25 protein-coding genes are annotated in these 21,734 nt (G+C 65.0%); 13 read left to right on the top strand and 12 right to left on the bottom strand.

Features of this window, described 5'->3' with window-relative positions:
* Positions 1 to 128 precede the first annotated feature (128 nt).
* The 3 genes from ACK8OU_RS16400 to ACK8OU_RS16390 form a co-directional block, all read right to left on the bottom strand.
* Positions 129 to 614, bottom strand: coding sequence for a plasmid mobilization protein (locus ACK8OU_RS16400; RefSeq protein WP_410304494.1), 486 nt, complete (start codon positions 612 to 614; stop codon positions 129 to 131).
* Complete coding sequence (locus ACK8OU_RS16395) at positions 611 to 1,480, bottom strand: hypothetical protein (protein ID WP_410304493.1); 870 nt, start codon at positions 1,478 to 1,480, stop codon at positions 611 to 613. Before ACK8OU_RS16395 ends, ACK8OU_RS16400 begins: the two co-directional genes overlap by 4 nt.
* 321 nt (positions 1,481 to 1,801) lie before the next feature.
* Entirely contained in the window at positions 1,802 to 2,062 is a 261-nt protein-coding gene (locus tag ACK8OU_RS16390) for a glycine zipper 2TM domain-containing protein (protein WP_410304492.1), read from the bottom strand.
* A gap of 200 nt (positions 2,063 to 2,262) precedes the next feature.
* On the opposite strand from ACK8OU_RS16390, the gene tig reads away from it, so the two are divergent.
* Positions 2,263 to 3,597, top strand: a complete 1,335-nt coding sequence (tig, locus tag ACK8OU_RS16385; RefSeq protein ID WP_410304491.1) for a trigger factor — start codon at positions 2,263 to 2,265, stop codon at positions 3,595 to 3,597.
* 231 nt (positions 3,598 to 3,828) lie between these two features.
* Positions 3,829 to 4,161 (top strand): hypothetical protein, encoded by a 333-nt coding sequence (locus ACK8OU_RS16380; RefSeq protein ID WP_410304490.1) that lies wholly within the window; start codon positions 3,829 to 3,831, stop codon positions 4,159 to 4,161.
* Here the strand turns inward: ACK8OU_RS16380 and ACK8OU_RS16375 are convergent.
* The 5 genes from ACK8OU_RS16375 to ACK8OU_RS16355 form a co-directional block, all read right to left on the bottom strand.
* Positions 4,152 to 4,748 (bottom strand): hypothetical protein, encoded by a 597-nt coding sequence (locus ACK8OU_RS16375; RefSeq protein WP_410304489.1) that lies wholly within the window; start codon positions 4,746 to 4,748, stop codon positions 4,152 to 4,154. The genes ACK8OU_RS16380 and ACK8OU_RS16375 overlap by 10 nt on opposite strands.
* Positions 4,749 to 4,915: 167 nt before the next feature.
* Positions 4,916 to 5,494 carry a 50S ribosomal protein L9 gene (gene rplI, locus ACK8OU_RS16370; protein ID WP_410304488.1) on the bottom strand — a complete coding sequence of 193 codons (579 nt, stop codon included), beginning with the start codon at positions 5,492 to 5,494 and terminating at the stop codon, positions 4,916 to 4,918.
* Between the two features lie 12 nt (positions 5,495 to 5,506).
* The gene (gene rpsR / locus ACK8OU_RS16365; protein ID WP_068765176.1) at positions 5,507 to 5,734 is read right to left on the bottom strand and encodes a 30S ribosomal protein S18; all 228 of its coding nucleotides are present in this window, start codon (positions 5,732 to 5,734) and stop codon (positions 5,507 to 5,509) included.
* Between the two features lie 27 nt (positions 5,735 to 5,761).
* A complete protein-coding gene (gene rpsF / locus ACK8OU_RS16360) occupies positions 5,762 to 6,178 on the bottom strand; it encodes a 30S ribosomal protein S6 (protein ID WP_410304487.1) in 417 nt (138 codons plus the stop codon).
* Positions 6,179 to 6,403: 225 nt separating this feature from the next.
* Positions 6,404 to 6,811 carry a DUF6314 family protein gene (locus ACK8OU_RS16355; protein ID WP_410304486.1) on the bottom strand — a complete coding sequence of 136 codons (408 nt, stop codon included), beginning with the start codon at positions 6,809 to 6,811 and terminating at the stop codon, positions 6,404 to 6,406.
* 79 nt (positions 6,812 to 6,890) lie between these two features.
* Between ACK8OU_RS16355 and purB the strand changes: the two genes are divergently transcribed.
* The 5 genes from purB to ACK8OU_RS16330 all read left to right on the top strand — a co-directional run bounded on the left by purB (position 6,891) and on the right by ACK8OU_RS16330 (position 11,023).
* Positions 6,891 to 8,195 carry an adenylosuccinate lyase gene (gene purB / locus ACK8OU_RS16350; RefSeq protein WP_410304485.1) on the top strand — a complete coding sequence of 435 codons (1,305 nt, stop codon included), beginning with the start codon at positions 6,891 to 6,893 and terminating at the stop codon, positions 8,193 to 8,195.
* Positions 8,196 to 8,302: 107 nt separating this feature from the next.
* Positions 8,303 to 8,455, top strand: coding sequence for a hypothetical protein (locus ACK8OU_RS16345; RefSeq protein WP_410304484.1), 153 nt, complete (start codon positions 8,303 to 8,305; stop codon positions 8,453 to 8,455).
* A gap of 62 nt (positions 8,456 to 8,517) precedes the next feature.
* Complete coding sequence (locus ACK8OU_RS16340; RefSeq protein WP_410304483.1) at positions 8,518 to 9,603, top strand: flagellar motor switch protein FliG; 1,086 nt, start codon at positions 8,518 to 8,520, stop codon at positions 9,601 to 9,603.
* Between the two features lie 269 nt (positions 9,604 to 9,872).
* Positions 9,873 to 10,877 (top strand): type I glyceraldehyde-3-phosphate dehydrogenase, encoded by a 1,005-nt coding sequence (gene gap / locus ACK8OU_RS16335; protein WP_410304482.1) that lies wholly within the window; start codon positions 9,873 to 9,875, stop codon positions 10,875 to 10,877.
* Between the two features lie 2 nt (positions 10,878 to 10,879).
* Positions 10,880 to 11,023, top strand: a complete 144-nt coding sequence (locus ACK8OU_RS16330) for a hypothetical protein (protein ID WP_410304481.1) — start codon at positions 10,880 to 10,882, stop codon at positions 11,021 to 11,023.
* 129 nt (positions 11,024 to 11,152) lie between these two features.
* On the opposite strand, the gene coaD is transcribed toward ACK8OU_RS16330, so the two are convergent.
* From coaD to ACK8OU_RS16315, 3 genes are all read right to left on the bottom strand, one after another.
* On the bottom strand, positions 11,153 to 11,644 hold the full coding sequence (gene coaD, locus ACK8OU_RS16325; protein ID WP_410304480.1) for a pantetheine-phosphate adenylyltransferase: 492 nt from the start codon (positions 11,642 to 11,644) through the stop codon (positions 11,153 to 11,155).
* Between the two features lie 87 nt (positions 11,645 to 11,731).
* On the bottom strand, positions 11,732 to 12,166 hold the full coding sequence (locus tag ACK8OU_RS16320; protein WP_410304479.1) for a CBS domain-containing protein: 435 nt from the start codon (positions 12,164 to 12,166) through the stop codon (positions 11,732 to 11,734).
* A 55-nt stretch (positions 12,167 to 12,221) separates the two neighbouring features.
* A complete protein-coding gene (locus tag ACK8OU_RS16315) occupies positions 12,222 to 13,154 on the bottom strand; it encodes a LysR family transcriptional regulator (protein WP_410304478.1) in 933 nt (310 codons plus the stop codon).
* A gap of 103 nt (positions 13,155 to 13,257) precedes the next feature.
* Between ACK8OU_RS16315 and ACK8OU_RS16310 the strand changes: the two genes are divergently transcribed.
* The 6 genes from ACK8OU_RS16310 (at position 13,258) to ACK8OU_RS16285 (ending at position 18,823) form a co-directional block, all read left to right on the top strand.
* A complete protein-coding gene (locus ACK8OU_RS16310) occupies positions 13,258 to 14,757 on the top strand; it encodes a CoA-acylating methylmalonate-semialdehyde dehydrogenase (protein WP_410304477.1) in 1,500 nt (499 codons plus the stop codon).
* Positions 14,758 to 14,988: 231 nt separating this feature from the next.
* Positions 14,989 to 16,134 (top strand): acyl-CoA dehydrogenase family protein, encoded by a 1,146-nt coding sequence (locus ACK8OU_RS16305; RefSeq protein ID WP_410304476.1) that lies wholly within the window; start codon positions 14,989 to 14,991, stop codon positions 16,132 to 16,134.
* 1 nt (position 16,135) lies between these two features.
* Positions 16,136 to 17,179, top strand: a complete 1,044-nt coding sequence (locus ACK8OU_RS16300; RefSeq protein ID WP_410304475.1) for an enoyl-CoA hydratase/isomerase family protein — start codon at positions 16,136 to 16,138, stop codon at positions 17,177 to 17,179.
* 3 nt (positions 17,180 to 17,182) lie between these two features.
* Complete coding sequence (gene mmsB / locus ACK8OU_RS16295) at positions 17,183 to 18,055, top strand: 3-hydroxyisobutyrate dehydrogenase (RefSeq protein ID WP_410304474.1); 873 nt, start codon at positions 17,183 to 17,185, stop codon at positions 18,053 to 18,055.
* A 99-nt stretch (positions 18,056 to 18,154) separates the two neighbouring features.
* Complete coding sequence (locus ACK8OU_RS16290; RefSeq protein ID WP_250042733.1) at positions 18,155 to 18,355, top strand: YgaP family membrane protein; 201 nt, start codon at positions 18,155 to 18,157, stop codon at positions 18,353 to 18,355.
* Positions 18,356 to 18,457: 102 nt separating this feature from the next.
* On the top strand, positions 18,458 to 18,823 hold the full coding sequence (locus ACK8OU_RS16285) for a hypothetical protein (protein WP_410304473.1): 366 nt from the start codon (positions 18,458 to 18,460) through the stop codon (positions 18,821 to 18,823).
* A gap of 22 nt (positions 18,824 to 18,845) precedes the next feature.
* Here the strand turns inward: ACK8OU_RS16285 and uvrA are convergent, their stop codons facing one another.
* Positions 18,846 to 21,707 carry an excinuclease ABC subunit UvrA gene (gene uvrA, locus ACK8OU_RS16280; RefSeq protein ID WP_410304472.1) on the bottom strand — a complete coding sequence of 954 codons (2,862 nt, stop codon included), beginning with the start codon at positions 21,705 to 21,707 and terminating at the stop codon, positions 18,846 to 18,848.
* Between the last annotated feature and the right edge of the window lie 27 nt (positions 21,708 to 21,734).

Genomic DNA, 21,734 nt, shown 5'->3' with positions numbered 1-21,734 from the left:
GACGCTCATGGGCCGGCCTGCCGCATCGCGGATCAGGTCGCGGTTGTCGTCATAGGCAAGCACGGTGCGGGCGGTCAGGTATTCGACCGGCCCCGCGCCGCCGCCCTTGCCGTTGGGGAAGAACTTGATCAGCATCCGGGCGGCCTCCGGTGCTGTGCAAGGATCTCCGCCAACCGCCGCTCGATGCCGACCAGCGCCGCCGCAACGCGCAGGGCCTCGATCTCGCTGGCCCGGCCCGCGCGGGTCGCCGTGTTGAGCCACCGCGCAATCTGATTGAGGTTCCCGCCATAGCGGGACACAGCCAGCACGAGCGCGGGATCGACACGGGGCGCAGGCTTGCGCCGCTTCGGAGCCGCACCCGTGGCGAGCTGCCGAAGCATGGCGGACATGGACAGCCCGCGATCCGCAGCCGCCTGCCGGATCAGCGCCTTTTCCTCGGAGGAGCAGTAGAAGAATACGGCTTCCTGCTTTTCCGAGGGGACCGCGCCCCGCGCGGTCCGGTTGGGGTTCGAAGGGGAGGCTTGCCGCCCCTCGCAAGGCCCCGGTTCGACGGTCGAAGACCTAGAACCGGGTCGCCTTGCTCTTTGCTCAGACTGACCGATGGCAGAGGTCACGATGCCACCTCCGCACCCTGAAGCTCTGGCCCGGAAACCAATCCACGCGACAGCAATTCCCCAGCCTGGGTGCGCGAGATGTGCTTGCACATCCAATGGCGGTCCTTGACCCACCCGGCGAGCTGCCGGAAATGCTCCTCTTGGCGCTTCGCTTCCTCGACCTGGGTCTCGCGCATCTCTTCGACGTGCCGCTGCCAGCGGCTCTCACGAAACCAGTTGTCGGAGAAACAAACCTTCGAGCGGGTGTATCCTGCGGTCTCGGCCGCATAGGCTTTGACCGCATCGACGACTTCCTCTGCCGTCGCGCCCTCCTCGATGGCACGTTCGAAATGCTGGTGGCAGGTGGCCTTGTCCCGCTGCCGATCCGCCGGATAGGCGTTCCATGCTTTCTCGAAATCCCGATCCTCCGCCTCGCGCGCGTCTGCGCGCGTAGGTGGTTTCTGGATGGTTTTAGGATGGTTTGGGGCCCGCTCTGGACCCGGTACCCCGTCCGGAGCGGACCCCGTTCCGGGGCCATGCGGAACCCCGTCCGCTGTGGACCCCGTCGAAAATTCGGGTTCGTCGTCCGGTTCGGAGATCGCTTCCAGGCCGTTCACCACGCCCAGAACGATCCGGTAAATCACCGTGTAGCCGTTCTTGCAGGGGCGCCGCCCAGTCTCGACCAGAAGACCTTCGCGCAGGAATTCTGTGATCGTCCGCTTGACCGTCGACTCGCCCAACTCAGTATGGCGCTGGACGGTGCCCTTCGAGCACCAGATCCCCGATCCATCGTCGCTCGCCTTGTCGGCCAAGAACATGATGATCTGCTTACGCACGGGGCTGCCGAATTTCCTCTCGGCGCAGAGGTTCGCCACCTTCCAGCTCATGCCAGCGCCCCCAGAAGGCTTGAGGCGCAAGAGCGGATGGAGTAGGCTGTTTGGATGAAGACTTTGATATTGCCGTTGAGGTGGGTGGCCGCCCCCTCAGCGGTTTTTCTTTGTCTAGATGTCGATTTTGGCCGTTTCGCAGATTTATGATGCGTTCCCGCAATGTCCTGCGAAACTTTTCCGCTAACTTCCTGATCGCTCGAAATCTTCGCCCAATTTAGGTTCTGGCGCCGCAAGGCGTGGGGGTTCAAGTCCCTCCACCCGCACCACCACCGGCCCCGCCACCGATCACGCGTTGCACGCGGGTGTCAGCGGCCGCCCTTACGGGCAGGCGGCGACATATTCGCGGCCATAGGCATCGCGGTAGATGCACCGCGTTCCATCCTGCGTGCGCCCGATGTAATCGCCCGCGATCGCGCCCAGCGTGCCGCCGATCGCCGCGCCCGCCCAGCGGTCGTCATCATCGGCCACCGCGGCGCCGACCACGGCGCCCGTCGCCGCCCCGGCCAGGGCCGACTGGGTCGGGTCTTCGCAGGCGGCCAGCAGACCCAGCGCGGGAAGAAGGAACAGGAAACGGGTCATCATATCTCTCCTTGTTGTGAGGGTAGCGCCCCGGGGACGTCACGGCCCCATAACGCGCCGGCCCCCGATCCGGTTCCCCGGTGCGCCGAATGCGCGCCACAGCCCCGTTTTCACCTTGCCACCAAAGCCCGCGCCCAATAGAAGGGCGGCTGATTTTGCACGAAGCCGCGTGAGGCGGCCCAAGACACAGAGGAATGCCAATGCAGGTCACCGAGACCCTCAACGAAGGCCTCAAGCGCGGCTACACGATCACCGTCACCGCCGCCGAGCTGGACGAGCAAGTCACCGCGAAACTCCTTGAGGCGCAGCCCGAGGTCGAGATCAAGGGCTTCCGCAAGGGCAAGGTGCCGCTGCCGATGCTGCGCAAGCAATTCGGCGCCCGCGTTCTGGGCGATGCGATGCAGGAAGCCGTCGATGGCGCGATGAATGATCACTTCGAGAAGTCCGGCGACCGCCCCGCGATGCAGCCGAAGATCGAGATGGAAAACGGCGAAAGCTGGAAGGAAGGCATGGATGTCGTGGTCAGCGTCTCGTATGAGAAGCTGCCCGAGATCCCGGAAATCGACCTCAAGGGCCTGAAGCTGGAACGCCTGACCGTAAAGGCCGAAGAGGCCGCGGTCACCGAGGCGCTGGAAAACCTGGCCAAGAGCGCCCAGAACTTCGAAGATCGCAAGAAGGGCACCAAGGCCAAGGACGGCGATCAGGTCGTGATCGACTTTGAAGGTTTCGTCGACGATGTCGCCTTCGAAGGCGGCAAGGGCGAGGATTACCCGCTGGTTCTGGGCTCTGGCTCGTTCATCCCGGGCTTCGAAGAACAGCTGGTCGGCGCCAAGGCCGAGGAAGAGATTGAGGTCAAGGTCACCTTCCCCGAACAGTATGGCGCGCAGCATCTGGCCGGCAAGGACGCCGTGTTCAAGTGCAAGGTCAAGGCGGTGAAGGCCCCCAAGCCGGCCGAAGTCGATGACGAACTGGCCAAGCGTTATGGCGCCGAGGATCTGGCCGCGCTGAAGGCACAGATCGCCGAGCGTCTGGAAGCCGAATACAAGGGCGCCGCCCGCGCGGTGATGAAGCGCGCGCTGCTGGATCAGCTGGATGCCCAGGTGAAATTCGACCTGCCCCCCAGCCTGGTCGAGGCCGAGGCCGCCCAGATCGCCCACCAGCTGTGGCACGAGGAAAACCCCGAGGTTCACGACCACAACCACGGGTCGATCGAACCGACGGACGAGCACAAGAAGCTGGCCGAACGGCGCGTGCGTCTGGGCCTGCTGCTGGCCGAAGTCGGCCGCAAGGAAAAGGTCGAGGTGAGCGACGCCGAAATGACCCAGGCCGTGCTGAACCAGGCCCGCCAGTACCCGGGCCAGGAACGCGCCTTCTTCGAATTCGTGCAGCAGAACGCCCAGATGCAACAGCAGCTGCGCGCGCCGATCTTCGAAGACAAGGTGGTGGATCTCATCGTCTCGGGCGCCGAAGTCTCGGACAAGGACGTCTCGAAGGACGATCTGCAAAAGGCGGTCGAGGCGCTGGACGAACTCTGATCCCAGGCGCCGTATCAAGGAATCGGGCCGCGCCTTCGGGCGCGGCCGTTTTCATGCGTGCGGGCCACGGCCCCCCCGCCCGATCGGCGCGAAATGGCGCAGCCTGACCGCAAGCCGCCCGCAGCCAATTTCACGGTTGAGTTGCAATTGAAAACCTGATGAAAGGCTGACAGTATCAGGAACCCACGGCGCGGTTGCCGTGTGCTAATATCAGTATTCCAGGGTGAGCCAATGATGGACGATCAGAATTTCAGCATAAAACGCTTCGAAAGCGTCGCCCGTTTGCGAGAGCTGCTGTTCGGTCTTGAACGCGATCTGGGGATAGACACCCTGTCGCAAAACGAACTGGACATCCTGTATGCGGTGCGCCTTCTGGCGGTTGACAGTGACGGCATCATCCGGTCCGAGGCGATCCGCAAGCATTCGCTCTGCGCAAAGATCCCGACACCGACCTTTCACCGCGGCCTGCGATCACTGATCGAAAAAGGCTTTGTCGCGCGCGCGCCGAAAACCCGGGCCCGGGCCTATGTTCTGGGACCGCGCGCCGGGATCAGTCACGCCTGATCGCGGCCCCGCCCCGGGGCCAGCAGGCGCTTTTCGTTCGACCGAAACAGCGCCAGCAACAGGAACAGGCTGACGACAATACCCAGAACATTGCCCAGCACGATGCCCAAAATCACCTGAAGCTGCGAGGGGAACAGCTGCGAACCCGCAATCGCCACAATGGCCAGCGCGTTCATCTGCGCCGCGATCAGCCCGGCCAGAACCAGCCCACGCCAGTTCATCGCCCGGCGCATGCCGGTTGTGGACCTGCCCCGCCCCATGCACAGCATCTGAAAGGTCAGCGGCGACGACACGTTCACCACCAGATAGACCAGCGCCGCTTGCCAGACACTGGCCTCAATCGGATTCCAGATCAAAATGACAAGAAAACTGCCCGGCGCCAGATACAGGATGCTGGTCCAGCCGAACAGCCAGGCCGCGATGACCCGCACCGCATGGGGCAAATACAGAACATGAAAGAACTGCCAGGCTTCGGGCACGAACAGGCGCTGCAGCGGATACAGCACCTCGGACGTCATCGTGAAACTCAGGACAAGCACCAGGGAAAGTGCGCCGGTGCGCAGCGCGTGGGTCCGGCCTGTGCTCATGTTCAACTCGGTGAAAGCCTGGGGTGACGGGGTGTCCTGGCCTGCGCCAGACGACGGTTACCTATCACTATGAAATGTGGACAGCCCCCACAAGGCCCCCGGTGCACCCGGTTCGCAAAAGAAAACCGCGCCCCGAAGGGCGCGGTCTGATACCTGCAACGGCGCGATCAACGCTCGTCTTCGGACTCGTTGGCAGCACCGATTTCGTCGAACAGCTCGGCGATCTCGAATTCCGCCTGGGCCTCGGCCTCGGCGGCCAGTTCCTGGATCGACTTGCCCGACGCCTGCAGCTCGGCCTCTTCGGCCGAACGCGCGACGTTCAGCGCGATCGAAACGGTGACTTCCGGATGCAGCACGACCGACACGCTGTGCAGCCCCAGATACTTGATCGGCGCGCTCAGCACGACCTGCTTGCGGTCGACGCTGAAGCCCGCGGCGGTGGCGGCATCGGCCGCGTCACGCGGCGTGACCGACCCATAAAGCGCGCCCGAATCCGAGGCGGACCGAATCACCACGAACTGCTGGCCATCCAGCTTTTCGCCAAGCGCCTCGGCTTCCTTGCGGGTTTCCAGGTTGCGCGCTTCCAGCTGCGCCTTGCGGGTCTCGAACGACTTGATGTTCGCGTCGTTGGCGCGCAACGCCTTGCCCTGCGGCAGCAGGAAGTTACGGGCGTAACCGTCCTTGACGTTCACGACCTCGCCCATCTGGCCAAGCTTGGCCACACGTTCCAGAAGGATGACTTGCATGTGCCTCTCTCCTTACTTCACGGCATAGGGCAGCAGCGCAAGGAAGCGGGCGCGCTTGATCGCACGGGCCAGCTCACGCTGTTTCTTGGCCGAAACGGCGGTGATACGGGCGGGCACGATCTTGCCCCGCTCGCTGATGTAGCGCTGCAGCAGACGCACATCCTTGTAGTCGATCTTCGGCGCATTTTCGCCCGAGAAGGGGCAGACTTTGCGGCGGCGGAAAAACGGTTTGTTCGCCATGGGTTATGTCCTTTCCTTCAGGCCGGATCAGCGACGGTCGCCGCGGTCGCCGCGGTCGGAACGCTCACGGCGCTCGCCCCGGTCACCCCGGTCGCCACGCTCGCCGCGGTCACCACGCTCGTCGCGCTTCTGCATCTGGACCGAGGGGCCCTCTTCATGCGCTTCGACCTTCACGGTCAGCACACGCATCACGTCGTCATGCAGACGGGCCAGACGTTCCATTTCCTGCACCGCGGCCGAGGGCGCGTCGGTTTTCAGGAAGGCGTAATGGCCCTTGCGGTTCTTGTTGATCTTGTAGGCCATGGTCTTCACGCCCCAGTATTCGGATTCGACGACCTTGCCGCCGTTATCCGCCAGGACGGTAGAGAAATGTTCAACCAGGCCTTCGGCCTGCGCGTTGGAAAGGTCCTGACGCGCAATGAGGACATGCTCGTAAAGCGGCATGTGTGCTCCTGTCTTTGCAGGCGCGCTTCATAGGCGGGTCCCCCCTTCCGCGCCCCGCCACGAGAGGCTGCGCCGGTTTCGCGAATGCGGAAGGATGCTGGCTTTTAGGGGAACCGCGCCCCCCATGCAAGGCAAATCCCCTTCGGCTTTGTCCAAATATCCCGGGGGGTGAGGGCGCAGCCCGAGGGGGGCAGCCCGAGGGGGGCAGCGCCCCCCTGCCCCGCCTCAGGCGCGCGTGTAATCAGAGGTCATCGCATAATCCTTGCGCGGCCCCGTCACCGCCCAGTCCGCCCGCCATGCCGGCCAGCGCGCGAAATCATAGCACACCCGATAGTCATCCGGGTCGCACCAGTGCCGGGCCTGCGGATCGGCGGGGTCGAAATCGTGAAACGCCCGCCCGTCGGCATGATCCACCGCGATCCGCCCGCCCGCATCCCGCCACAGATATTCGCGCTCGGCCCGCAGCGTGCCCTCGCCCGGGATCACCAGCACCCCCGCCTCGCGATAGCGCAGCCCCGCCTCCACGGGGGCAAAGACCGCCTCGCCCTGAAACCGCATCGTCTGGCCATCCGCCTGCCGGATCATCCGCACCAGCCGCCAGCCGCCCTCGAAATCCGCCAATGCCGGCACCATCGCCGCCCCCTTTTCCTTGCCCCAGCCGCGGCCCCAGTCTATTAGCCCGCCAACCCCGCCACAACCGAAAGGCCCGCCGATGATCCCGCGCTATGCCCGCCCCGAAATGGTCGCCATCTGGTCGCCCGAGACCAGGTTCAGGATCTGGTATGAGATCGAGGCCCATGCCTGTGACGCCCAGGCCCAGCTTGGCGTGATCCCCAAGGCCAATGCCGAAGCGGTCTGGCGCGCCAGGGATGTGGAATTCGACGTGGCCCGCATCGATGAAATCGAGGCCGTGACCAAACATGACGTGATCGCCTTCCTGACCCATCTGGCCGAACATATCGGGGCCGAGGATGCGCGCTTTGTCCATCAGGGCATGACCTCGTCGGATGTGCTGGACACCACGCTGAACATTCAGCTGGTGCGCGCCGCCGACATCCTGCTGGCCGATATGGACAAGGTGCTGGCCGCGCTGAAAAAGCGCGCCTATGAACACAAGGACACCATTCGCATCGGCCGCAGCCACGGCATCCATGCCGAACCCACCACGATGGGCCTGACCTTCGCGCGCTTCTACGCGGAAATGGACCGCAACAAGAACCGTCTTGAAAAGGCCCGCTGGGAAGTGGCGACCGGCGCGATTTCCGGCGCGGTCGGGACTTTTGCCAATATCGACCCGGCGGTAGAGGAACACGTCTGCAAGATGCTGGGCCTGCGCCCCGAACCGATCAGCACCCAGGTCGTCCCGCGCGACCGCCACGCGATGTTTTTTGCCACGCTGGGCGTGATCGCCAGCAGCATCGAGAACATCGCCATTGAAATCCGCCACATGCAGCGCACCGAGGTGCTGGAGGCCGAGGAATTCTTCAGCCCCGGGCAAAAGGGTTCGTCCGCCATGCCGCACAAGCGCAACCCCGTGCTGACCGAAAACCTGACCGGCCTTGCGCGGCTGGTACGGATGGCGGTGATCCCGGCGATGGAGAATGTCGCGCTCTGGCATGAACGCGATATCTCGCACAGCTCGGTCGAACGCGGCATCGCGCCCGACGCCACGATCACGCTGGATTTCGCGCTGAACCGGCTGGCCGGTGTGGTCGAAAAGCTGGTGATCTATCCGGAAAACATGCTCAAGAACATGAACAAGTTCAAAGGGCTGGTGATGTCGCAGCGGGTGCTGCTGGCGCTGACCCAGGCCGGTGTGTCGCGCGAGGACAGCTATCGCCTGGTGCAGCGCAACGCGATGAAGGTCTGGGAACAGGGGGCGGATTTCAAGACCGAGCTGCTGGCCGACCCCGAGGTCACCGCCGCGCTGAGCCCGGCCGAGATCGAAGAGAAATTCGACCTTGGCTATCACACCAAACACGTCGACACGATCTTCGCCCGCGTCTTCGGCGCCTGATCGCCCCCTGCGCCTGATCGGTCACGCGACCGGCCTCACGGTCGCGTGACTTTGCGTAAACCGGGAATCGTGGTCTGCTGTAATCCCAAGCGATCAGGGAGATCACGATGACCCGTCTTTTCTTTGCCGCCCTGCTGGCCCTTGTTCCGATGACCGCCAGCGCGACTGCCCGCTGCAGCGAAACCCATGCCGCCATGTCCTGCCCGCAAGGTCAGGTCTGGGACAGCGCCAGCAAGGCCTGTGTACTTCAGTCCAGCTGACGTAACCGCACCTTAACGCCTCTGTGCGAGCCTTCCCTTCGGAATGCGCGACGGAGGATGTTGTGAACGCAATCGCACCGCTGAACGGTCCTGGCCAGATATCGCCCCCGGCGGGGGCGCCCGCGCGGCAAATCGGGTCGGTCTTTGCGCCCGCGCGCCTGTCGCGGCGCCAGAAGGCCGCGGTGATCGTGCGCCTGCTGATGTCGGAAGGGGCGCGGCTGCCCCTGGCCGACCTGCCCGAGGACATGCAAACCCGCCTGACCGAGGAAATCGCCGCGATGCGGATGGTCGACCGCGACACCCTGTCGTCGGTCGTCGAGGAATTCTGCCACCATCTGGAATCGGTGGGCCTGTCCTTTCCCGGCGGGCTGGATGGCGCGCTGTCGCTGCTGGACGGGCATCTGTCGGCCTCGGCGGCAAACCGGCTGCGCCGGATGGCCGGCGCCAGCGGCCGCGGCGATCCGTGGGACCGGATCTCGGGCCTGTCGGCCGACCTGCTGCTGCCAATCCTGGAAGAGGAAAGCATCGAGGTGGGGGCCGTCATGCTTTCGAAACTGTCGGTCGCGAAGGCCGCGGAACTTCTGGGGAAATTGCCGGGGGAAAAGGCCCGCCGCGTGGCCTATGCGGTGTCGCTGACCGGCAATGTCATCCCCGAAACGGTGCAACGCATCGGCCAGGCGATCGCGGCACAGCTGGATGCAATCCCGCCCAGGGCCTTCGACACCGGCCCCGTGGAACGCGTGGGCGCGATCCTGAACTATTCGCCCGCCGCCACCCGCGATGCCGTGCTGAAGGGGCTGGAAGAAGACGATCAGGCCTTTGCCGACCAGGTGAAGAAGGCGATCTTCACCTTCACCAACATCCCCACCCGCATCAACCCGCGCGACATTCCCCGGATCCTGCGCGTGGTGGATCAGGCACAGCTGGTCACCGCCCTGGGCGGCGCCAGGGACACCGATGAAAAATCGGCTGAATTCATCCTGGCCAACATGTCCCAGCGCATGGCCGCCAGCCTGCGTGAGGAAATGGCCAGCCTGGGCAAGGTCAAGGACAAGGACGCCGAAGAGGCGATGGCCGCCATCGTCGCCGCGATCCGGGGGATGGAGGCGGCGGGTGAGCTGTTCCTGGTCGCCGAAGACGGCGACTGATGCCACGGCCGGGGGCGCGCGCGCATCGGGGCGGGCCGACTCACCCCTTTGCTCTGGCCCGCATGGCCCCGGCGGCGATGGGCCGCAGGTGCGACAGGCGCCCGGGCGGCCCCTGTCGGTCGCTCACGTTATCGCCAACGGCGGGATGTTTCCGCTATCACCTTGTTCGCACGGGTTTTCCCAAAGCTCAGGGCGTGGTATCCGGGTCCAGGAACGATGCCGCGGGCCCAGGCCTGCAGGATGGGCGTCGCAGGATTTGGAGAGCGCACATGACCGTCACCATCGGGATCAACGGCTTCGGTCGGATCGGCCGCTGCACCCTGGCCCATATCGCCGAAGCTTCGCGCAACGACGTGCAGGTGGTCAGGATCAACGCCACCGGCCCGATCGAGACGAATGCCCATCTTCTGAAATACGACAGCGTCCATGGCCGCTTCGCCGGCCCGGTCAAGGTCAGCGGCAACACGCTGGATCTGGGCCGCGGCCCGATCGAGGTGATGTCGACCTACAACCCCGAGGAACTGAATTGGGACGGCGTCGATGTCGTGCTGGAATGCACCGGCAAGTTCAACGACCGCGACAAGGCCGCCGTGCACCTGACCCGCGGCGCGAAACGCGTGCTGGTCTCGGCCCCGGCAAAGAACGCCGACAAGACCGTGGTCTATGGCGTGAACCACCGCCAGCTGCTGCCCGAACACCTGGTCGTATCGAACGGGTCCTGCACCACCAACTGCCTGGCGCCGCTGGCCAAGGTGCTGAATGACACGATCGGCATCGAATCGGGCATCATGACGACGGTGCATTCCTACACCGGCGATCAGCCGACGCTGGACCGCCGCCACAAGGATCTGTATCGCGCCCGTGCCGCCGCCATGTCGATGATCCCCACCTCGACCGGCGCCGCCAAGGCGATCGGCGAGGTGCTGCCCGAACTGGCCGGCAAGCTGGATGGCACCGCGCTGCGCGTGCCCACCCCGAATGTCTCGGCGGTGGACCTGACCTTCATCGCCGGCAAGTCGGTGACCAGGGACGAAGTCAACGAAATCGTACGCGAGGCCGCCCAGGGCTACATGGGCATGGTCCTGGCCTATGACCCGGAACCCAAGGTCTCGATCGATTTCAACCACACCCCCTATTCCTCGATCTTCGCGCCCGACCAGACCAAGGTCACCGGCGGCAAGCTGGTGCGGGTGCTGGCGTGGTATGACAATGAATGGGGCTTCTCGTGCCGGATGGCCGATGTCGCCGCCGCGATGGGGCGCCTGCTGCAATAACCATGCCCAACCGCGTCGCCTTTGGCCTCGCGGCCCTGATCGTGCTGATCGCCCTTGTCGATGGCCTGGCCAGCGGCGGGGGCGGTTTTATGTTTCTGGCGCGGAAATTCCTGGATCTTGTCTCTTACGTCGCCTTCTGGCGCTGACGCGACGGGGGCGCCGCCCCCGCACCCCCGAGGTATTTTCGGCAAGATGAAAAGGCCAGCGGCCTTCTTCTTGGCCCAAATACTCCCGCCGGAGGCGCAGGCCGGCCAGAGGCACGGCCCCATGGGACCTCAGGCGTAGCGGGCCACAAGCGCATCGCACACGGCGGGGGTGACGAATTTCGACACATCCCCGCCCAGCCGCGCGATTTCCTTGACGAGTTTCGAGGCAATCGCCTGGCGGCGCGCGTCGGCCATCAGAAACACCGTCTCGATGCTGGAATCAAGCGCGCGGTTCATGCCGACCATCTGGAATTCATATTCGAAATCCGCCACCGCCCGCAGGCCGCGGATGATGACCTGGGCGCCGACATCGCGGGCGCAATCGATCAGCAGGTTTTCGAACGGATGCACGATGATCTCGCCGCCGCAGCGGGCGGTGATTTCGGCGCATTCGGCCTCAAGCATGGCCACGCGCTGGTCCAGCGGGAACAGTGGTCCCTTGTCGCGGTTGATGGCCACGCCGATCACCAGACGATCCACCAGCGCCAGGGCGCGCTGGATGATGTCGATATGCCCAAGTGTTACCGGGTCGAAGGTTCCGGGATAGAGGCCGATGCGCATGGGGATCCTCCTGAGCCCGCGTCGTCTTTGCGGCACGCAACAATATTGCGTCACAAATTGCAAGAGGCTGCGTGCCGCAATGCGGCGTCAGGAGCCCATGATCATGCCGGTCAGCGCCTCTTTTTCCATCGACAGCTCCGACAGCCGCGCCTTGACCACATCGCCGATCGAGATCAGGCCGATCATCTCATCGCCCTCCATCACCGGCATGTGGCGGAACCGGCCTTCGGTCATGCGTTCCAGAACCTGATCGGCGCTGTCGTCACGCCGGCAACCCACGATTTCGCGTGTCATCAGGTCATCGACCCGGTCGGCCAGGCAACCGGAGCCGCGCCGGCCCAGTTCGCGCACGATGTCGCGTTCCGACAGGATGCCCGCGACGGCCTTGCCATCGGGCGAGACGATCACCGCGCCGATCCGGCGCGTCGACAGCAGCTCGGCCGCCTGTGTGACGCTTGCGCCGGGGGCGATCGTGACCACCCCGTCATCGGCCTTGGACTTGAGGATCTGAAGCACCTGCATGACAATCTCCCATCTGCAACGCGGAGATCCAGCGTCCTTCCCCCGGGACGTTCTGTCAAGCGGGGCGTTCAGCGCAGGGTTGCACGGGCGGTGGCCCGCTCAGGGCTTCAAGCCGGGCCACCTCACGCCGCAGCCCCTGCCCCAGCGCCTCGGCCAGCCGCGTCAGCCGTTCCGAGCGGCGGTCATCGGCATGGCGGATCAACCAGAAGGCGCGGGTCAGCGCGATCTGATCGGTCAGCACCTTGCGCACCCCCGGCGTGAAGGGGATCGCGAAATCATGCACGATCGCCAGGCCCGCGCCGGCGCGCACCGCCTGCATCTGCACCGAAACGGAATTCGACGCCAGACCCACGGTTTCCGCCCCGGTTTCGGCCAGGTAATCCAGTTCCTTGTCAAAGATCATGTCGGGGATATAGCCGATCATCCGGTGCCCGCGCAGATCCGCCCTGGACCGAATCGGCGGATGGCGCGCCAGATAGGCCTCATGCGCGGCCAGATGCAGGTGGTAATCGGTCAGCCGCTGCACGGTCAGCCGCCCCGCGGCCGGGGGCGAGACAGCGATTGCCATGTCCGCCTCGCGCTTGGACAGGTTGAAGACGCGCGGCAGGGCGACGATCTGGATTTCCAGCCCCGGATGGGCATCGCACAGATCGGCGCAGACCTGCGGCAGCAGGTAATTGGCGCAGCCATCGGGCGCGCCGATGCGCAATTGCCCCGACAACAGGCCCGCTTCGCCGCCCAGATCCTCGGTCGCGCGCGCCAGCGCCTGTTCGGCCTGTTCGGCATGCGGCAAAAGCCGCGCCCCGGCATCGGTCAGCGCATAGCCCTGTGGCGATTTCACGAACAGCTTGGCGGCCAGCGCCTCTTCCAGGCGCGCGATGCGCCGGCCCACGGTCGCGGCGTCCAGCTTCAGCCCCCGCCCCGCCCCCGACAGGCTTTCGGCCCGGGCAACAGCCAGGAAAATCCGCAGGTCATCCCAGTCGGGCATCGGGTCACCTTTGCAAAAATGCAAAATGCTTTTGCCATCCTTCCTCTTTTGCCGCCAAATTTGCAAGCCTAAGATCCGGCAGATCAATCCTCGGGAGGATACCATGAAAGAGATCGGACATTGGATCAACGGCAAGCTGGTCGCGGGCACGTCGGGCCGCTTCGCAGATGTCTTCAACCCCGCCACCGGTGAGGTGCAGGCCCGCGTGGCGCTGGCCACCAAGGCGGAACTGGATGCGGCCGTGGCCGAGGCCGCGCGCGCCCAGGTCGCCTGGGGCGCCACCAACCCGCAAAAACGCGCCCGCGTGATGATGGAGATGGTGCGCCTGATCAACCGCGACATGGACCAGCTGGCCGAGGTGCTGTCGTCGGAACATGGCAAGACCTTTCCCGACGCCAAAGGCGACATCCAGCGCGGGCTGGAGGTGATCGAATTCTGCATCGGCGCGCCGCATCTGCTGAAGGGGGAATTCACCGACAGCGCCGGCCCCGGCATCGACATGTATTCCATGCGCCAGCCGCTGGGCGTGGCCGCGGGCATCACGCCGTTCAACTTCCCCGCCATGATCCCGCTGTGGAAGATGGGCCCGGCGCTGGCCGCGGGCAACGCCTATATCCTCAAACCGTCCGAGCGTGACCCCTCGGTGCCGCTGATGCTGGCGGCGCTGTTCAAGGAAGCGGGCCTGCCCGATGGCGTGCTGCAGGTCATCAACGGCGACAAGGACTCGGTCGACGCGATCCTGGACAATGAAACGATCCAGGGCATCGGCTTTGTCGGCTCGACCCCGATCGCACATTACATCTATTCGCGCGGCACGGCGAACGGCAAGCGCGTGCAATGCTTTGGCGGCGCCAAGAACCACATGATCATCATGCCCGATGCGGATCTGGATCAGGCCGCCGACGCGCTGGTGGGCGCGGGCTATGGGGCTGCGGGGGAACGCTGCATGGCGATCTCGGTCGCGGTGCCGGTGGGCGAGGAAACCGCCAACCGCCTGATCGAGAAGCTGGTCCCGCGGATCGAAAAGCTGAAGGTCGGTCCCTGGACGGCGGGCAACGATGTCGACTACGGCCCCGTGGTGACCGGCGCGGCCAGGGCCAATATCCTGCGGCTGGTGGAAACCGGCGTGGCGCAGGGCGCCAGGCTGGTGATCGACGGGCGTGACTTCAGCCTGCAGGGCTATGAGAATGGCTTCTTCGTGGGCCCGCACCTGTTTGACCATGTCACCCCCGACATGGACATCTACAAGCAGGAAATCTTCGGGCCTGTGCTGTCGACCGTGCGCGCCAAGACCTATGAAGAGGCGCTGAAGCTGGCGATGGACCACGAATACGGCAATGGCACCGCGATCTTCACCCGCGATGGCGACACCGCGCGCGATTTCGCGGCCCGCGTCAATGTCGGCATGATCGGCATCAACGTGCCGATCCCGGTGCCGCTGGCCTATCACACCTTCGGCGGCTGGAAGAAATCGGCCTTCGGCGACCTGAACCAGCACGGCCCCGATGCCTTCCGCTTCTATACCCGCACGAAAACGGTCACCTCGCGCTGGCCAAGCGGGATCAAGGAAGGGTCGGCCTTCAACTTCAAGGCCATGGACTGACGGAATAAGGCCGCCCCCCGGGCGGCCTTGCCTTCGGCGAAGGTATTTGGGGCAAGATGAAAGGCTGTCGTCTTCATCTTGTTCATCTTGCCGAAAATACCTCGGGGGTGCGGGGGCAGCGCCCCCGCCTTCGCCCGCCCGCGGCGCGGCCCTTGCAAAATTCCTGCAAGGTTTCACAGTCAGACAGGCGGTGGATTTCCGGGACATCGACCAGAACTTTGGGAGGAGAGAATGGATTTTGCCTTGAGCGAGGAGCAGCAGGCGATTTTCGACATGGCCCTGACTTTCGGGCAGGAACAGATCGCCCCCTTTGCCCGCGCGTGGGAAGCGGCGGGCACGATCCCGCGCGACCTGTGGGGGAAGGTGGCTGAACTGGGCCTGGGCGGGATCTATGTCAACGAGGCGCATGGCGGATCGGGGCTGTCGCGGCTGGATGCGACGCTGGTCTTTGAGGCGCTGGCGATGGCCTGCCCATCGGTCGGATCATTCCTGTCGATCCACAACATGTGCGCGGGCATGATCGACCGCTATGGCAGCGACGAGGCCAGGGCACGCTGGCTGCCGGACGCCTGCAGCATGACCAGGGTGTTTTCCTACTGCCTGACCGAGCCGGGGTCGGGATCGGACGCGGCGGCGCTGCGCACCCGTGCCGACCGGACCGACACGGGATTTCGGATCAACGGCACCAAGGCCTTCATCTCGGGCGGGGGCTATTCCGATGTCTATCTGTGCATGGTCCGCACCGGGGACGATAGTCCCAGGGGCATTTCCGCCATGCTGGTGGAAAACGGCGCGCCGGGGCTGTCTTTTGGCGCGTTGGAGGACAAGATGGGCTGGCGCGCCCAGCCGACCGCGCAGGTCCAGTTCGACGATTGCGACGTGCCGGCCGATCACCTGCTGGGGGTTGAGGGCAAGGGCTTTGCCTATGCCATGGCCGGCCTTGATGGCGGGCGGCTGAACATCGCGGCCTCGGCGCTGGGGGGCGCGCAACAGGCGTTGAACCAGACGCTGGCCTATATGGGCGAACGCCGCGCCTTCGGCCAGAGCCTTGACCGGTTCCAGGCGCTGCAGTTCCGCCTGGCCGAGATGGAGATCCGGCTGCAGGCCGCCCGCACCTTCCTGCGCCAGGCGGCCTGGAAGCTGGATCAGGGCGCGGCCGATGCCACCAAGTTCTGCGCCATGGCCAAGATGCATGTGACCGACGCGGCCTTTGATGTGGCCAACCAGTGCCTGCAACTGCACGGCGGCTATGGCTATCTGGCCGATTACGGCATTGAAAAGATCGTGCGCGATTTGCGCGTGCACCAGATCCTGGAAGGCACGAATGAGATCATGCGCGTGATCGTGGCGCGCACGCTGCTGGCGGAAAGGGGTTGAGATGACCGAGGCTTCCCCCCCCGAGATGATCGCCCGCAAGCAGGGCCGCGCGGGCTGGCTGACCTTCAACCGGCCAAAGGCGCTCAACGCGCTCAGCCACGACATGGCGCTGGTGATCGAAAGCGCGCTGGATGACTGGCGCGAGGATGAAGAGGTGCAGATCGTGCTGATCGACGCGGCGGGCGATCGCGCCTTCTGCGCGGGCGGCGACATCGCGGCGGTCTATCACGCGGGCCGGGCGGGCGATGTCACGCTGGGGCGCGAATTCTGGCGCGACGAATACCGCATGAACGCCAAGATCGCCGATTACCCCAAGCCGATCGTGGCCTTCATGCAGGGCTTTGTGATGGGCGGCGGCGTGGGCGTGGGCGGCCATGCAAGCCACCGCATCGTGGGGGAAAGCACGCAAGTGTCGATGCCCGAAAGCGGCATCGGCCTGATCCCCGATGTGGGCGGCACGCTGATCCTGGCATGCGCGCCGGGGCATCTGGGCGAATATCTGGGCGTCACCGGCGCACGGATGGACGCGGGCGATGCGATCCATGCGGGTTTTGCCGATGCCTTCGTCCCCGAGGCCGACTGGCCCGCGCTGAAGAACCGGCTGATTGAAACCGGCGATCCGGGCGTGATCCCCGCCCACCCTGCCCCGGCCAGCCGGCTTGCGGACCATCAGGGGGCGGTGGATGCGGCCTTTGGCGGCGCCGATCTTGCCAGCATCGTCGCATCGCTTCGGGCGCAGGGCGATGCCTTTGGCGCCGAGACGTTAAAGGCGATCGGGCGCAATTCGCCATTGTCGATGGCCGCAACCCTGGCGCTGGTGCGGATGACGCGGGCCAATCCCACGATCCGCGCGGCGCTGTCGCATGAATTCCGCTTTACCTGGCGGGCCTGTGCACAGGGCGACTTTCTGGAAGGCGTGCGCGCGCAGATCATCGACAAGGACCGCAACCCGCGCTGGCAACACACCATCGACAGCCTGCGCCCGCAAGAGATCGCGGCAATGCTGGAACCACTGGGCCCCGAGGCGGCCATCTGGGAGGAGTGAAGGATGAAAATCGGATTTATCGGCCTTGGCAACATGGGCGGCCCGATGGCCGTGAACCTGGTCAGGGCAGGCCACGCGGTGACAGGCTTTGACCTGGCCGCGCCCATGCCCGAAGGCGTCACCAGGGCCGCCAGCGCCGCCGAGGCCGCAAAGGGCGCGGATGTGGTCATCACCATGCTGCCCAATGGCGCGATCCTGCGCGCCGTGGCGGCCGAGGTGATCCCGGCGATGGCCCCCGGCGCGGTGCTGTGCGATTGTTCCACCGTCGATGTCGAAAGCGCGCGCGCGGTGGCCGATCAGGCCGCAGCGGCGGGGCTGGGCGCGCTGGATGCCCCCGTGTCCGGCGGTATCGGCGGGGCTGCGGCGGGAACGCTGACCTTCATGGCCGGCGGGTCGGACGCGGCCTTTGCCACGGTCAGGCCGCTCTTTGACATCATGGGCCAGAAGGCGGTTCACTGCGGGGCCGCGGGCGCGGGCCAGGCCGCCAAGATCTGCAACAACATGATCCTGGGCGTGACCATGATCGCCACCTGCGAGGCCTTTGCGCTGGCCGACAAGCTGGGGCTGGACCGGCAGAAGATGTTTGACGTGGTGTCCACCTCATCGGGTTACAGCTGGACGATGAACGCCTATTGCCCGGCGCCGGGCGTCGGGCCGAGCTCGCCCGCCGACAATGGCTACAAGCCCGGTTTTGCCGCCGAACTGATGCTGAAGGACCTGCGCCTGTCCCAGCAGGCCGCCGAGGCCGCCGATGCCGACACCCCGATGGGCCAGCTGGCCGCGGCACTTTACACCGCCTTCGTGGAAGCCGAGGACGGCAAGGGCCGCGATTTCTCGGCCATGCTGCCGCGGTTTGAAAAGCGCGGGCGCGGCTGAAACGCGCGGCGCCGAAACAAGCCACTGACAGATCGGGCTTTCTTGCGCTAAACTGCGGAAAGGCGGGCAGAACCGCCCGCCTTTTTGATGGAGTGTGCCATGTTCAAGACCAATGTCGGCGGCATCGACCGCATCCTGCGCATCGTCGTGGGGGCCGCCCTGCTGCTGGGGTTTTTCCTCAACGCCGAAGCAACCTATCGCTGGGCCTATCTGATTGGCATCGTGCCGCTGCTGACCGGGATCTTCTCGACCTGCCCGCTGTATTCGATCCTTGGGATGAATACCTGCCCGCGCAAATAAGCCGGACGACGCCGGTGGCAAGGTTCCGCCGCTTCACCGCCAGGTGACTGGAACCGGCGGCGGGCCTGATGCATTGAGGGGGAAAGCTTTCGGAGGCAACCGATGAAGATCATGACCCTCGCAGCCCTGATCGCGCTGGCGCCCGCCGTGGCGCTGGCCGATGGCAAGGGCAAGCACCGTTTCAACCATCAGGACCAGTTTCGCCACGACCATCGCGTGCAAGGCTGCCCGCCGGGGCTGGCCAAGAAGAACCCGCCCTGCGTACCGCCCGGTCAGGCCAGGAGGTGGTCCGGTTTTCGCAAGGGCGACCGCATCCGCGACGGCTATGTGCTGGTCCGCGATCCCTGGCGCTATGGCCTGAACCGCGACGCGACCTATTACCGGGTGGGCGACGATTTCTATCGCGTCAACCGCAAGACCGGCGAGGTGCTGGAACTGATGGGCGCGCTGTCGCGGGTTCTGAACTAGGATACCGGCCTGGCGGCGGCGGTCATTCCGCCGCCACCCGCCGCGCCCTGAGCATCGGCGCCAGATAGCGCCCGGTATGGCTGCGCGGCATGGTCGCGATGGTTTCGGGCGTGCCCTCGGCCACCACCTCACCGCCGCCGTCACCGCCCTCGGGACCGATGTCGATAATCCAGTCGGCGGTCTTGATGACATACAGATTATGTTCAATCACCACGACGGTATTGCCCTGATCGACAAGGCTGTGCAGCACCTCAAGCAGCTTCTTCACATCCTCGAAATGCAGGCCCGTGGTGGGTTCGTCCAGGATATAGAGCGTGCGGCCCGTGGCGCGGCGGCTTAGCTCCTTGGCCAGCTTGACGCGCTGCGCCTCGCCGCCGGAAAGGGTCGTGGCCTGCTGGCCCACCTTGATATAGCCAAGGCCCACCTCGACCAGCGCATCCATTTTTTCGCGGATCGCGGGAACGGCCTGGAAAAACGCCTGCGCATCTTCAATCGTCATGTCAAGAACGTCAGCTATGCTCTTGTTCTTGAACTTTACTTCCAGCGTTTCGCGATTATATCTCTGGCCCTTGCAGGTTTCGCAGGTGACATAGACATCGGGCAGGAAATGCATCTCGATCTTGATGACGCCATCGCCCTGACAGGCCTCACACCGCCCGCCCTTGACGTTGAAGGAAAACCGCCCCGGCTTGTAGCCGCGCGCCTGCGCCTCGGGCAGACCGGCGAACCAGTCGCGGATGGGCGTGAAGGCGCCGGTATAGGTCGCGGGGTTTGACCGCGGCGTGCGCCCGATCGGGCGCTGGTCGATGTCGATGACCTTGTCCAGATGTTCCAGCCCCCTGACCGTGTCGCAGGGCGCGGGCGTCTGGCGCGCGCCATTCAGCCGCATCGAGGCGGTCTTGAACAGCGTCTCGATGGTCAGTGTGGATTTGCCGCCCCCCGACACACCGGTGACACAGACGAATTCGCCCAGCGGAAAATCCACGGTCACATGCTTTAGGTTGTTTCCGCAAGCCCTTTCAACAGTTATCTTTTTCCCATTTCCCGCCCGCCGTTCCGCCGGCACGGGAATCGCGCGCTTGCCCGACAGGTACTGCCCCGTCAGGCTGGCCGGATCGGCAGCGATCGCCGCGGGCGTGCCCTGCGCGACCACGCGCCCGCCATGGACGCCTGCGCCGGGGCCGATGTCGAACACATAATCCGCATGGCGGATCGCATCCTCGTCATGTTCGACGACCAGCACCGAATTGCCCTGATCGCGCAGGTTCTTCAGCGTGCCCAGCAGGCGGTCATTGTCGCGCTGATGCAGCCCGATCGAGGGTTCATCCAGCACATAAAGCACCCCCGTCAGCCCCGATCCGATCTGGCTGGCCAGCCGGATACGCTGGCTTTCACCGCCCGAAAGCGTGCCCGCCGCGCGCGACAGCGTCAGATAATCCAGCCCGACATTGACAAGGAAACCAAGGCGTTCGCGGATTTCCTTCAGAATGGGCCGGGCGATTTCATTCTTCTGCGCGCTCAGCTGGCCGGGCACGTCTTCGATCCGCGCATGGGCATCGCGGATCGACAGTTCCACCAGCTGGCCGATATGCATGCCCCCGATCTTCACCGCCAGCGCCTCGGGCTTGAGCCGGTGGCCGCCACAGGTGCCGCAGGGGCGGTTGTTCTGATAACGCTCCATCTCCTCACGCGACCAGGCACTGTCGGTCTCGCGGTAGCGGCGCTCCATATTGGGGATGATGCCTTCGAAACTGCGGCTGACCTCATAGACGCGACCGCCCTCATCAAAGCGGAACCTGATCTCGTCCTTGCCAGAGCCATAGAGGAAAAGTTTCTGAACGTCGTCCGGCAAGTCCTTCCAGGGTTTGCGTTTGTCGAAACCGTAATGCCTGGCCAGCGCCTCGATCGTCTGGGTGAAATAGGGGCTTTTCGACTTGGCCCAGGGCGCCAGCGCCCCCGCCGCCACCGACAGCGACACATCGGGCACCACCAGCCGTTCGTCAAAGAACAGCTCGACCCCCAGCCCGTCACAGACCGGACAGGCGCCCAGCGGCGCGTTAAAGGAAAACAGCCGCGGCTCGATCTCGGGGATGGTGAAGCCGGACACAGGACAGGCGAATTTTTCCGAGAATGTAATGACCTCGGGCGCCTCGCCCCCGGGGACGACGGTTTCGAACAATGCGATCCCGTCGGCCAGATCAAGGGCGGTGCGGAAACTGTCGGCCAGCCGCGTTTCCAGCCCCGCGCGCACGACGATCCGGTCCACCACCACATCGATGCTGTGGCGGAACTTCTTGTCCAGCGTGGGCGGTTCTTCAAGGTCGTAAAAAGCGCCGTTCACCTTCACCCGCTGAAAGCCCGCCTTGCGCCATTCCAGAAATTCCTTGCGGTATTCGCCCTTGCGGTCGCGCACGACGGGGGCCAGCAAATAGGCGCGCGTGCCCTCGGGCATGGCCATGACGCGGTCGACCATGTCCTGAACCTGCTGCGCCTCGATGGGCAGGCCGGTGGCGGGGCTGTAAGGGGTGCCCGCACGCGCGAACAGCAGGCGCAGATAGTCATAGATCTCGGTCACCGTGCCGACGGTGGACCGCGGGTTCTTCGAGGTCGTCTTCTGCTCGATCGAAATCGCCGGCGACAGGCCCGAGATATGGTCGACATCGGGCTTGCCCATCATGTCGAGGAACTGGCGCGCATAGGCCGACAGGCTTTCGACATAGCGCCGCTGCCCCTCGGCATAGATCGTGTCAAACGCCAGGCTGGATTTGCCCGATCCCGACAGCCCGGTGATCACCACAAGCTGGTCGCGCGGGATGTCCAGATCCACGCCCTTCAGGTTATGTTCGCGCGCGCCGCGCACTTCGATGAACTTCTGCTCTGCCATGGCAGCCCCCGTGACCCCGCCGGTGAT

Origin of the sequence: Pontitalea aquivivens, assembly GCF_046507575.1 — a bacterium.
Lineage (GTDB): Bacteria > Pseudomonadota > Alphaproteobacteria > Rhodobacterales > Rhodobacteraceae > Pontitalea > Pontitalea aquivivens.
Note: the sequence above shows the minus strand (reverse complement) of the source record. Positions and strands in the feature narration are given on the sequence as shown.

Excerpts from the sequence above, each read along its gene's own strand:
- ACK8OU_RS16395 (WP_410304493.1), bottom strand. The coding sequence starts at position 1,480 with ATGAGCTGGAAGGTGGCGAACCTCTGCGCCGAGAGGAAATTCGGCAGC.
- ACK8OU_RS16390 (WP_410304492.1), bottom strand. The coding sequence starts at position 2,062 with ATGACCCGTTTCCTGTTCCTTCTTCCCGCGCTGGGTCTGCTGGCCGCC.
- tig (WP_410304491.1), top strand. The coding sequence starts at position 2,263 with ATGCAGGTCACCGAGACCCTCAACGAAGGCCTCAAGCGCGGCTACACG.
- ACK8OU_RS16380 (WP_410304490.1), top strand. The coding sequence starts at position 3,829 with ATGATGGACGATCAGAATTTCAGCATAAAACGCTTCGAAAGCGTCGCC.
- ACK8OU_RS16375 (WP_410304489.1), bottom strand. The coding sequence starts at position 4,748 with ATGAGCACAGGCCGGACCCACGCGCTGCGCACCGGCGCACTTTCCCTG.
- rplI (WP_410304488.1), bottom strand. The coding sequence starts at position 5,494 with ATGCAAGTCATCCTTCTGGAACGTGTGGCCAAGCTTGGCCAGATGGGC.
- rpsR (WP_068765176.1), bottom strand. The coding sequence starts at position 5,734 with ATGGCGAACAAACCGTTTTTCCGCCGCCGCAAAGTCTGCCCCTTCTCG.
- rpsF (WP_410304487.1), bottom strand. The coding sequence starts at position 6,178 with ATGCCGCTTTACGAGCATGTCCTCATTGCGCGTCAGGACCTTTCCAAC.
- ACK8OU_RS16355 (WP_410304486.1), bottom strand. The coding sequence starts at position 6,811 with ATGGTGCCGGCATTGGCGGATTTCGAGGGCGGCTGGCGGCTGGTGCGG.
- purB (WP_410304485.1), top strand. The coding sequence starts at position 6,891 with ATGATCCCGCGCTATGCCCGCCCCGAAATGGTCGCCATCTGGTCGCCC.
- ACK8OU_RS16345 (WP_410304484.1), top strand. The coding sequence starts at position 8,303 with ATGACCCGTCTTTTCTTTGCCGCCCTGCTGGCCCTTGTTCCGATGACC.
- gap (WP_410304482.1), top strand. The coding sequence starts at position 9,873 with ATGACCGTCACCATCGGGATCAACGGCTTCGGTCGGATCGGCCGCTGC.
- ACK8OU_RS16330 (WP_410304481.1), top strand. The coding sequence starts at position 10,880 with ATGCCCAACCGCGTCGCCTTTGGCCTCGCGGCCCTGATCGTGCTGATC.
- coaD (WP_410304480.1), bottom strand. The coding sequence starts at position 11,644 with ATGCGCATCGGCCTCTATCCCGGAACCTTCGACCCGGTAACACTTGGG.
- ACK8OU_RS16320 (WP_410304479.1), bottom strand. The coding sequence starts at position 12,166 with ATGCAGGTGCTTCAGATCCTCAAGTCCAAGGCCGATGACGGGGTGGTC.
- ACK8OU_RS16315 (WP_410304478.1), bottom strand. The coding sequence starts at position 13,154 with ATGCCCGACTGGGATGACCTGCGGATTTTCCTGGCTGTTGCCCGGGCC.
- ACK8OU_RS16310 (WP_410304477.1), top strand. The coding sequence starts at position 13,258 with ATGAAAGAGATCGGACATTGGATCAACGGCAAGCTGGTCGCGGGCACG.
- ACK8OU_RS16305 (WP_410304476.1), top strand. The coding sequence starts at position 14,989 with ATGGATTTTGCCTTGAGCGAGGAGCAGCAGGCGATTTTCGACATGGCC.
- ACK8OU_RS16300 (WP_410304475.1), top strand. The coding sequence starts at position 16,136 with ATGACCGAGGCTTCCCCCCCCGAGATGATCGCCCGCAAGCAGGGCCGC.
- mmsB (WP_410304474.1), top strand. The coding sequence starts at position 17,183 with ATGAAAATCGGATTTATCGGCCTTGGCAACATGGGCGGCCCGATGGCC.
- ACK8OU_RS16290 (WP_250042733.1), top strand. The coding sequence starts at position 18,155 with ATGTTCAAGACCAATGTCGGCGGCATCGACCGCATCCTGCGCATCGTC.
- ACK8OU_RS16285 (WP_410304473.1), top strand. The coding sequence starts at position 18,458 with ATGAAGATCATGACCCTCGCAGCCCTGATCGCGCTGGCGCCCGCCGTG.
- uvrA (WP_410304472.1), bottom strand. The coding sequence starts at position 21,707 with ATGGCAGAGCAGAAGTTCATCGAAGTGCGCGGCGCGCGCGAACATAAC.